Genomic DNA, 10107 nt, shown 5'->3' on the forward strand with positions numbered 1-10107 from the left:
ATGTGGGAGCGAGCCTGCTCGCGAAAGCGGTATATCAGTCACATCAATATTAAATGTGCCGCCGTCTTCGCGAGCAGGCTCGCTCCCACAGATGATCGGTGTATCAGTGACGGAAGTGGCGCATGCCGGTGAACACCATCGCGATGCCGGCTTCGTCTGCGGCTGCAATCACTTCATTGTCACGCATCGAGCCGCCTGGCTGGATCACCGCGGTGATGCCGGCCTTGGCTGCGTTGTCGATGCCGTCACGGAACGGGAAGAACGCGTCGGAAGCCATGACCGCACCCTGTACTTGCAAACCGGCGTGCTCAGCCTTGATCGCGGCAATGCGTGCGGAGTTCACGCGGCTCATCTGGCCCGCACCGACACCGATGGTCTGGCGGTTCTTGGCGTAGACGATGGCGTTGGATTTCACGTACTTGGCGACTTTCCAGGCGAAGATCAGGTCGTGGATTTCCTGTTCGGTCGGTGCGCGCTTGGTCACGACTTTCAGGTCATCGGCGCCGATCATGCCGATATCGCGGCTCTGTACCAGCAGGCCACCGTTGACGCGTTTGTAGTCCCAGGCGGCGGCGCGATCCGCCGACCACTCACCGCAGGCCAGCAGGCGAACGTTGGCCTTGGCCGCCACGATGGCGCGGGCTTCTTCGCTGACGCTTGGGGCGATGATCACTTCGACAAACTGACGCTCGACGATCGCCTTGGCGGTTTCAGCGTCCAGTTCGCGGTTGAAGGCAATGATGCCGCCGAATGCGGATTCGGTATCGGTGGCGTAGGCCAGGTCGTAGGCCTTGCGGATACCGCCCTCGGCATCCGGGCTCACGGCCACGCCGCACGGGTTGGCGTGCTTGACGATCACGCAGGCCGGCTTGACGAAGCTCTTCACGCATTCCAGCGCGGCGTCGGTGTCGGCCACGTTGTTGTACGACAGCTCCTTGCCTTGCAGTTGGGTCGCGGTGGCGATGCCGACTTCGGCAGGCTTGGCTTCCACGTAGAACGCCGCGCTCTGGTGCGGGTTCTCGCCGTAGCGCATTTCCTGAGCCTTGATGAACTGGCTGTTGAAGGTGCGCGGGAATTCGCTGCGGCCTTCGGTGCTGAGCGTGTCAGCGGCCTGGTTCACGGTGCCCATGTAGTTGGCGATCATGCCGTCGTAGGCAGCGGTGTGTTCGAACGCCTTGAGCATCAGGTCGAAACGCTGAGCGTAGGTCAGGCCGCCGGCCTTGAGGTTTTCCAGAACGTTGGCGTAATCACCGGCATTGACCACGATGGCCACGTCTTTGTGGTTCTTGGCTGCCGAACGGACCATGGTCGGGCCGCCGATGTCGATGTTCTCGATCGCGGTCGGCAGGTCGCAGCCTGGCTTGTTGATGGTGGCTTCGAACGGGTAGAGGTTGACCGCTACCAGGTCGATCGGCTTGATGCCGTGCTCGTTCATGATGGCGTCGTCGATACCGCGACGACCGAGGATTCCGCCGTGGATTTTCGGGTGCAGGGTTTTCACCCGGCCATCCATCATTTCTGCGAAACCGGTGTAATCAGCGACTTCCACTGCGGCAACACCGTTGTCCTGCAGCAGCTTGAACGTTCCGCCGGTGGAGAGGATCTCGACGCCCAGGGCTTCGAGCTCTTTGGCGAATTCGAGGATCCCGGTCTTGTCGGAAACGCTGATCAAGGCGCGGCGGATCGGCAGGCGGGTAGTCTGGTCGGTCATCTCAATTTCCATCAAAAGCAAAGGAGTCAGCAAAAAAGGCGACCGTTTTTACGCGGGCGCCTTTCTGGTTTGATTGAATGCTTACAGCAAATCGTACTGCTTGAGTTTCTTGCGCAGCGTGCCCCGGTTCAGTCCGAGCATCTCGCTGGCCTTGGTCTGGTTGCCCTTGACGTAGTTCATTACGCACTCGAGCAGGGGGGCCTCGACTTCGGAGAGCACCAGGTTGTACACATCCGTGACGGCAGCGCCTTCAAGGTGGGCGAAATAATTGTGCAGCGCTTTCTCGACACTCCCGCGAAGGGTCTGGCCTTCTTCGCTTGGGGTATTGAGGTGCTGTTTCAAATTCACGTTGTCGCTCACGGGTGTAGTTCCACTCACTAAAGTCTCGGTCATCATCGTCATGCGGCCACCCACTCTCCGTCCCCTGTCAGGCTCTCGTAACGTTCGGCGAAGAAGCCCTGAACGTTGGCGCATTGTGCTTCCGTATCTTCCAAACGATTGAAGTGGGCGCGAAACTCCCTGGCGCCCGGCAAGGTTGCGAGATACCAGCCCACATGCTTTCGAGCAATGCGTACGCCCATCACGTCCCCATAGAAGGTGTGCAGCGCAGCCAGATGCTCCAGCAGAATGCGTTCCACCTCGATCAGCTCCAGCGCCGGGAGCTTCTCGCCGGTACGCAGGAAATGGTCGATCTCGCGAAAAATCCATGGCCGCCCCTGGGCAGCCCGTCCAACCAACAGTCCATCGGCACCGGTCGCGTCGAGCACGTATCGGGCCTTCTCCGGCGAATCGATATCACCGTTGGCGAAGACCGGCATCGACACCGCCTGCTTGATCGCGGCGATGGTGTCGTACTCGGCCTCACCGGTGTACAGGTCGGCACGGGTGCGGCCATGGACCGCCAACGCCGTAATGCCAGCCTGCTCGGCGATCTTTGCCACCGTCAGTCCATTCTTGTTGTCCCGGTCCCAGCCGGTACGGATCTTCAGGGTAACCGGCACATCGACCGCAGCCACGACAGCCTGCAGGATCTCGGTTACCAGTGCTTCATCCTTCAACAGTGCGGAACCGGCTGCCTTGTTGCAGACCTTCTTCGCCGGACAGCCCATGTTGATATCGATAATCTGTGCGCCCAGTTCGACGTTGGCCCGGGCCGCGTCCGCCAGCATCTGCGCGTCGCCACCGGCGATCTGTACCGAGCGTGGCTCGGGATCGCCTTCGTGGATCATGCGCATCCGCGACTTGCGGGTGTTCCACAAACTCATGTCGCTGGTGACCATTTCCGAGACTACTAGTCCCGCGCCCAATCGTTTGCACAGCTGACGAAAGGGTTGGTCGGTGACACCCGCCATGGGGGCGAGAATCAAGCCGTTGTGTAATGTGTATGGACCGATGCGTACCGCCGACATAGGGCTTCCCTGTTGTGGGGCCGGATCATGAGAGTTCGAAAAAGGGTTGGCATGATACCCGCTCTCGATGACTGGATAAAGGCTGAATTGAACAAAATCTGAACAGTTATTCTGTTATCGCCAGCGGTTTGGTCCGGGCGGCCAAAGTCAGAAAGCCGTCGTCAATTGCGGATCAGTGAATCGTTTCACTCGGGCGAGTGGAAGCTCAGGCTGTAATTCACCGCCTTGGCGCCTGGATCGAGAATGTCCAGGGCGATATGGATCGGCGTTTGCGGAGGCATTTCCACCATGCCTTCGAGGTCGCCGTTGAGGTACTCGCCAGGTTTGAAGCGACGACTGGCGATCAGATGGCCGTTGAGATCGGCAAAGCGCAATTCCAGCAACGGGAACGGCTGGGAGAAGGGCGCGCGGTTGTAGATGATCGCATCGACTACCAGGGCGCCGGCGAATTCCGGATGGCTGCGCACCACCAGGTTGCTGCTTTTGATTTTCGCGATGTCGACCTTGGATGGCACGGTACAACCGATTTGCGGGCACAGTTGCTGGAACCACGGGCGGTACTGGTCCTGGCGGGCCAGTTCGTCGAAGTGATACGCAACGTACTGGCCGACCAGCCCGCCGGCGCCGAGCAGGATCAACAGCAGCCAGAAGAACCGACGACCCCATGGTGAGCGACGCTTTTGCCAGTCCAGCTGCAGCGGATCATCGGTCAGGTCCTGCAATACATCGGCGCGAACGCCCGGTTCGTTGCGTTCGCGGCGTTTGCGCGGCGGCTCGATCGAGGGCAGGTCGTCGTCAATTTCAGCGGTTGCCGTCGCCGACAGGCGTTCGTGATGAAGAGGCGCGTCCAGCGGGTCATGCAGGCGCAGCTGTGGCGGCTGCGTTTCGTCGTCCAGGTCCACCGGTTCCAGCGAGAGCGATGGTTCGGTGCGCGCGAGTATGCCTGTTTCTTTCAGTGGTTGTGCTATGTCTGGAGCTTCGAGATCGTCGAGCGAATCGAGTTCATCAAGCTCGTTGACCGCTTGCACGCGGTCGGCGGCCGGCTCGCTGAACAGGCTGTCGGGCGTCCAGGGTTCTTCGTCGTTTTCGGCGCTGTCGCGGCGCGCACTGAGCGTGTCTTCGCGATGTCGGCCGAACTCGGTGGTCGGCTGGATTTCTCGCTGTTCGAGTCGGGCGAGTTCTTCGTCAAGATCGAGGCTGTCCAGGTCCAGCTCGGCGGCGGTCCATTGCTTTTGGCTGATGGCTCGAGGCGCAGCGGGTACCGGCGTTTCGGCGATGGTTGGCGCGACCGGAGCGACAGGCTCCTTGCCAGCTTGCTCAAGCAATTGCTTGGCAGCGTTGAACACCTGCAAACACGAGCCACAGCGAACGACGCCACGTGCCACGCTCAACTGGGCATGGCTGACGCGGAAGCTGGTTTGACAATGCGGGCACTGGGTGACGAAGCTGTCGGTCATGCGGCGATCCGGTGTATGCAGGCGTTCATTCTAGCGCCGACGGCCTGTAATGCGCACCCAGCCATCGCGATTGGCGATCGGGTCCAGATCGAAGTCCTTGGCATAGGCAGCGGCGACCTCTTCTCCTTGCTCGGCGAGGATGCCCGACAGCGCCAGACGACCGCCGGACTTGACCAGGCCGGACAGTTGCGGCGCCAGGGATACCAGCGGGCCAGCGAGAATGTTGGCCACCAGCACGTCAGCCTGAACCTGAGGCAGATCTTGCGGCAGATACAGCGGGAAGCGTTCTTCGGCAACATTGTTGCGCCCGGCGTTGTCGCGAGAGGCTTCCAGCGCCTGCACATCGATGTCGGTGCCCACGGCTTCCTTGGCGCCCAGCAGCAGGGCCGCAATTGCCAGGATCCCTGAGCCGCAGCCGAAGTCCAGTACGTTGCAGTCTTTCAGGTCCTGACCGTCGAGCCATTCCAGGCACAATGCGGTGGTCGGGTGAGTGCCGGTGCCGAACGCCAGGCCCGGATCGAGCAGCAGGTTCACGGCGTCAGGCTCGGGGGCGGCGTGCCAGCTTGGGACGATCCACAGGCGCTGACCGAAACGCATCGGCTGGAAATTGTCCATCCAGCTGCGTTCCCAGTCCTGGTCTTCGATCACTTCGCTGTGATGTTCGGGCAGCGGGCTGCCGGTCAGCAGCTCAAGGTGGGCCAGTACCGGGCCTGGCTCGGTGCCGCCTTCGAACAGGGCCAGCAGGTGCGTGTGCGACCACAGCGGCGTGGTGTTGAGCTCCGGCTCGAAGATTGGCTGATCTTCGGCGTCCATGAAGGTCACCGACACGGCGCCCACTTCAAGGAAAGCGTCTTCGTAGGTTTCGGCTTGTTCTGGGCTGATGGCGAGACGGACTTGCAGCCAAGGCATGGCGGGCACCTTTGAAAAATATTGATTGCAGCCTAGCGGGCTGCGAGAAGCGCGCAAGTTTACGCGAGCGCGGAGGTTTTGTGGGAGTGGCTTGACCTGCCTGTACCCTGTGGGAGCGAGCCGGCTCGCGAAAACTTTGGCATATCTGGCATTGATGTGACTGACACACCGTCTTCGCGAGCAGGCTCGCTCCCACAGGAGGGGGCGTGTGAAATGTCCAGATACAACAAAGCCGCCCGAAGGCGGCTTTGTCGTGTGCCGGTTGAAGCTTAGTGCTTCTCGCCAGCCAGCTTGTGCTCGAGGTAGTGAATGTTCACGCCCCCTTTGCAGAAGCCTTCGTCGCGGGTCAGGTCGCGGTGCAGCGGGATGTTGGTCTTGATCCCGTCGACCACGATTTCGTCCAGCGCATTGCGCATGCGCGCCATGGCTTCGTCACGGGTTGCGCCGTAGGTGATCAGCTTGCCGATCAACGAATCGTAGTTCGGCGGAACGGCATAGCCACTGTACAGGTGCGAGTCGACGCGAACGCCGTTGCCGCCTGGAGCGTGGAAATGCTTGACCGTGCCCGGGCTCGGCATGAAGGTTTTCGGGTCTTCGGCGTTGATCCGGCATTCCAGCGCGTGACCGCGGATGACCACGTCATCCTGGGTGAACGACAGCTTGTTGCCGGCGGCGATGCTGAGCATCTCCTTGACGATGTCGATGCCGGTGACCATTTCCGATACCGGGTGCTCTACCTGGACACGAGTGTTCATCTCGATGAAGTAGAAGCGGCCGTTCTCGTACAGGAACTCGAAAGTGCCTGCACCACGGTAACCGATGTCGATGCACGCCTTGACGCAGCGGGCGAGGACTTCCTCACGCGCGTTCTCATCGATGCCCGGTGCCGGCGCTTCTTCGAGAACTTTCTGGTGACGACGCTGCAGCGAGCAGTCGCGGTCGCCCAGATGCACGGCGTTACCCTGGCCGTCGGAAAGTACCTGGACTTCCACGTGACGCGGGTTGGTCAGGAATTTTTCCAGATAGACCATCGGGTTGCCGAACGCTGCGCCCGCTTCGGAGCGGGTCAGTTTCGCCGAGGAAATCAGGTCTTCTTCCTTGAGCACGACGCGCATGCCGCGACCACCGCCGCCGCCAGCGGCCTTGATGATCACCGGGTAACCGACTTCACGACCAATGCGCAGAGCGGTTTCTTCGTCTTCCGGCAGCGGGCCGTCGGAACCTGGAACGGTCGGTACGCCAGCGGCGATCATGGCGTGCTTGGCCGAAACCTTGTCGCCCATCAGGCGGATGGTTTCAGCTTTCGGGCCGATGAAGGCGAAGCCGGAGTTCTCGACCTGTTCGGCGAAGTCGGCGTTTTCCGCGAGGAAGCCGTAGCCTGGGTGAATGGCGGTGGCGCCGGTCACTTCGGCCGCGGCGATGATTGCCGGGATGTGCAGGTAGGAGTGGGCGGCCGATGCCGGACCGATGCAGACGGATTCGTCTGCCAGGCCCAGGTGCATCAGTTCCTTGTCAGCCTTGGAATAAACGGCGACGGTCTTGATGCCCATCTCTTTGCAGGCGCGCAGAATCCGCAGTGCGATCTCACCGCGGTTGGCGATCAGAACTTTTTCCAACTTCGCAGTCATCAAAGGCTCTCCGCGGTTCAAACGATGGTGAACAGCGGTTGGTCGTACTCAACCGGCTGGCCGTCTTCGACGAGGATGGATTCGATCACACCGCTGGATTCAGCTTCGATGTGGTTCATCATCTTCATGGCTTCAACGATGCACAGGGTGTCGCCTTTCTTCACGGTCTGGCCGACTTCAACGAAGGACGGCGAGGTTGGCGAAGACTTGCGATAGAACGTACCGACCATCGGCGAACGGGCAACGGCGCCGTTCAGTGCGGGTGCGGCCGGAGCAGCGGGGGCTGCAGCGGCAGCCGGAGCGGCGGCAGCGACAGGCGCGGCAGCCGGAGCAGGCATTGGAGCCGGTGCGTAGTACTGCTGAGCCGGTGTCTTGCTATGACGGCTGATGCGTACAGACTCTTCGCCTTCCTTGATCTCGAGCTCGTCGATGCCGGACTCTTCCAGCAATTCGATCAGTTTCTTAACTTTACGGATATCCATGAATCATCAACTCCCAAGGGTCGGTCAGGGGCGTTTAACGCTTGTTGTTCAAGCTGTTGCCGGTCTTTCAAGCTGCTCTAGGGCGGCCTCCAGGGCCAGTCGATAACCGCTGGCGCCAAGGCCGCAGATCACTCCCACCGCTACGTCGGAGAAGTAAGAGTGATGGCGGAAAGGTTCGCGTTTGTGCACGTTAGACAAATGCACTTCGATGAATGGGATGCTCACCGCCAGCAGCGCGTCACGTAATGCGACACTTGTATGTGTAAAAGCTGCTGGGTTGATCAGAATGAAGTCCACACCTTCGCTGCGGGCGGCGTGGATGCGGTCGATCAATTCGTACTCGGCGTTGCTTTGCAGGTGCAGCAAATGGTGGCCGGCTTCACGGGCGCGGCGTTCCAGGTCCTGGTTGATCTGCGCCAGTGTCGTGGCGCCGTAGGTGCCCGGCTCACGGGTGCCAAGCATGTTCAGGTTGGGTCCATGCAGAACCAGTAGCGTCGCCATCGGCTGTTCCTTTGTTATCCAAGTGCAAATGTCAGAACCCGGCGACTATGCCGCAAAGCCTTTGTGACTGTCCAGTTCTCTGCAAAAGCCAGCACGATGTCCGATGTTTGCGCGAAATATATGACTGCTTGATTAAATCCGGTCATTCGCCCTGGCGACACGTTCGGCGAAGTCCGCAGCACTGATCTCGCCGATCACCCGCACGTCGGCGCGTTCGGCCCCGTCTCTGCCGAAAAACATCAGTGCCGGGGGGCCGAAGAGCTTGTAGCGGTCGAGCAGCGCCCGTTGTTCGGCGTTGCTCGCGGTGATATCGAAGCGAATCAGTCGATAGCCCTTGAGACGTTCGACGACGGTGGCGTCGTTGAGTACTTCGTGTTCGATGACTTTGCAGCTGATGCACCAGTCCGCATACCAGTCGAGCAGCAGCGGAGTACCGGACGAACGGGCTTGGGCAAGTACGCGGTCGAGGTCCGCCGGCGTGCTGATGGTTTGCCAGGCGTTGGTGTTGGGCGCTTGCCCGGTAGCGACAACCGTGCGCGACGGGCCGATCGGGTTGAGCGGATCGCTCTGGCCGCTGAACCCGCCATACCAGCAGGCCAGTGCATAAAACAGCAGGAACATGCCGAGCAGTTGGCCCAGGCGCTTTCGCGGCGGTTTGTAGACGAATTCCAGCGCGCCCATGAACAAACCGACGCCCCCGGCGAGCAAACCGATCAGCAGCAAGGTGATTTGGCCCGGTAAAACCCGACTGAGCAAGCCGATCGCCAATCCCAGCAACAACACCCCAATGGCGTTTTTCACGTAGATCAGCCAGGGTCCGCTTTTCGGCAGCCAGGCGGCCCCACCCGTGGCCACCAGCAGCAGCGGGGCGCCCATGCCGAGGCCGAGCATGAACAGTTTCAGGCCGCCGCCCAAGGCATCGCCGCTGGCGCTGATATACAGCAGTGCTCCGGCCAGAGGTGCCGAAACGCAGGGCGAAACCAGCAGGCTGGACACCACGCCCAACACGGCTGCACCCCACAGCGAACCGCCTTCTGTACGCCCGGCAATGCGGTCCAGTCGACTGCTGATCGCATGCGGCAACCTGAGTTCGAATACACCAAACATCGCCAGGGCAAACAGTGCGAAAAACATCGCAAACGGCACCAGCACCCAGGCTGATTGCAATCGCGCCTGCAGATTGAGTTGCGCGCCGAACATCCCCATGAGTGCGCCGAGCAACGCGAAACAGAGGGCCATTGGCAGTACGTAAGCCAGGGAAAGATTGAAACCGCGCCAGCCACCGACCTGACCACGCAACACCACGCCGGAAAGAATCGGCAGCATCGGCAGCACGCACGGCGTAAAGGTCAGGCCCAAGCCTGCGAGGAAGAACAGCGCCAGTTCACGCCAACTCCAATGGTGGGTAGTCGTTGTTCCGCTGCCATCGATACTCAAGCGTTCGGTTTCGGGTGGATAGCACAGGCCTTTGTCGGCGCACCCCTGATAAGTCACGGCGAGCGTGAATGCCCGCTGATCGGTGCGCGGCAGTTCGACATCGAGAATGCCGCGGTAGACCTCGACATCGCCGAAGTACTCGTCGTGTTTCTGTTCGCCCTTGGGCAATTGCGCCGGACCGAGGGACACATCGACCGGGTCGGCGCGAAACTGGAAGCGATGTCGGTAGAGGTAATAACCCTCGGTGGCGACGAAGCGCAGTTTGATCGATTGCGGGGTGCTTTCTACCAGGCTCAACTGAAAGGCTTCGCGCACCGGCAGGAAGTCGGCGCTGTTGTTGATCGAGCCCAGGGAGGAACTGGGGCGACTGTCCAACAACCCGCCGGCGGTGGCCGGCAGGGCGAGCACTAAAAGCAACAGGCAAAGCAAACGGCGCATGACGGTCTCGCGTATCGGGGTTGGGGGCATGATAGCGGACAGTAGCGCGGAGTGCAGGGTGGTGAGATTTGCGGTGATTGTTCTGACGTCATCGCGGGCAAGCCCACTCCCACAGGGACTGCGCATGGCCCTGTG

At 60.9% G+C, this 10107-nt stretch carries 9 protein-coding genes; all 9 read right to left on the reverse strand.

Annotation, left to right across the window (positions count from 1 at the left end):
* Positions 1-103 precede the first annotated feature (103 nt).
* Positions 104-1711, reverse strand: coding sequence for a bifunctional phosphoribosylaminoimidazolecarboxamide formyltransferase/IMP cyclohydrolase (gene purH / locus ACW9HW_RS15800; protein ID WP_095192046.1), 1608 nt, complete (start codon positions 1709-1711; stop codon positions 104-106).
* An 81-nt stretch (positions 1712-1792) separates the two neighbouring features.
* Positions 1793-2113, reverse strand: a complete 321-nt coding sequence (gene fis / locus ACW9HW_RS15805) for a DNA-binding transcriptional regulator Fis (protein WP_015093301.1) — start codon at positions 2111-2113, stop codon at positions 1793-1795.
* Positions 2110-3120, reverse strand: a complete 1011-nt coding sequence (gene dusB, locus ACW9HW_RS15810) for a tRNA dihydrouridine synthase DusB (protein WP_095192045.1) — start codon at positions 3118-3120, stop codon at positions 2110-2112. The genes fis and dusB overlap by 4 nt, the downstream gene beginning before the upstream one ends.
* A gap of 185 nt (positions 3121-3305) precedes the next feature.
* Positions 3306-4577, reverse strand: a complete 1272-nt coding sequence (locus ACW9HW_RS15815; RefSeq protein WP_457400688.1) for a DUF3426 domain-containing protein — start codon at positions 4575-4577, stop codon at positions 3306-3308.
* A 30-nt stretch (positions 4578-4607) separates the two neighbouring features.
* Positions 4608-5486, reverse strand: coding sequence for a 50S ribosomal protein L11 methyltransferase (gene prmA, locus ACW9HW_RS15820; protein WP_095192043.1), 879 nt, complete (start codon positions 5484-5486; stop codon positions 4608-4610).
* A 269-nt stretch (positions 5487-5755) separates the two neighbouring features.
* Positions 5756-7114 carry an acetyl-CoA carboxylase biotin carboxylase subunit gene (gene accC / locus ACW9HW_RS15825; protein WP_095192042.1) on the reverse strand — a complete coding sequence of 453 codons (1359 nt, stop codon included), beginning with the start codon at positions 7112-7114 and terminating at the stop codon, positions 5756-5758.
* Between the two features lie 17 nt (positions 7115-7131).
* Positions 7132-7596, reverse strand: coding sequence for an acetyl-CoA carboxylase biotin carboxyl carrier protein (gene accB, locus ACW9HW_RS15830; protein WP_095192041.1), 465 nt, complete (start codon positions 7594-7596; stop codon positions 7132-7134).
* 48 nt (positions 7597-7644) lie between these two features.
* Positions 7645-8097 (reverse strand): type II 3-dehydroquinate dehydratase, encoded by a 453-nt coding sequence (gene aroQ, locus ACW9HW_RS15835; protein WP_033059577.1) that lies wholly within the window; start codon positions 8095-8097, stop codon positions 7645-7647.
* Between the two features lie 132 nt (positions 8098-8229).
* Positions 8230-9972 (reverse strand): protein-disulfide reductase DsbD, encoded by a 1743-nt coding sequence (locus tag ACW9HW_RS15840; protein ID WP_457400690.1) that lies wholly within the window; start codon positions 9970-9972, stop codon positions 8230-8232.
* Positions 9973-10107 lie beyond the last annotated feature (135 nt).

The organism is Pseudomonas sp. SDO5532_S415, assembly GCF_054071155.1.

Excerpts from the sequence above, each read along its gene's own strand:
- purH (WP_095192046.1), bottom strand. The coding sequence starts at position 1,711 with ATGACCGACCAGACTACCCGCCTGCCGATCCGCCGCGCCTTGATCAGC.
- fis (WP_015093301.1), bottom strand. The coding sequence starts at position 2,113 with ATGACGATGATGACCGAGACTTTAGTGAGTGGAACTACACCCGTGAGC.
- dusB (WP_095192045.1), bottom strand. The coding sequence starts at position 3,120 with ATGTCGGCGGTACGCATCGGTCCATACACATTACACAACGGCTTGATT.
- ACW9HW_RS15815 (WP_457400688.1), bottom strand. The coding sequence starts at position 4,577 with ATGACCGACAGCTTCGTCACCCAGTGCCCGCATTGTCAAACCAGCTTC.
- prmA (WP_095192043.1), bottom strand. The coding sequence starts at position 5,486 with ATGCCTTGGCTGCAAGTCCGTCTCGCCATCAGCCCAGAACAAGCCGAA.
- accC (WP_095192042.1), bottom strand. The coding sequence starts at position 7,114 with ATGACTGCGAAGTTGGAAAAAGTTCTGATCGCCAACCGCGGTGAGATC.
- accB (WP_095192041.1), bottom strand. The coding sequence starts at position 7,596 with ATGGATATCCGTAAAGTTAAGAAACTGATCGAATTGCTGGAAGAGTCC.
- aroQ (WP_033059577.1), bottom strand. The coding sequence starts at position 8,097 with ATGGCGACGCTACTGGTTCTGCATGGACCCAACCTGAACATGCTTGGC.
- ACW9HW_RS15840 (WP_457400690.1), bottom strand. The coding sequence starts at position 9,972 with ATGCGCCGTTTGCTTTGCCTGTTGCTTTTAGTGCTCGCCCTGCCGGCC.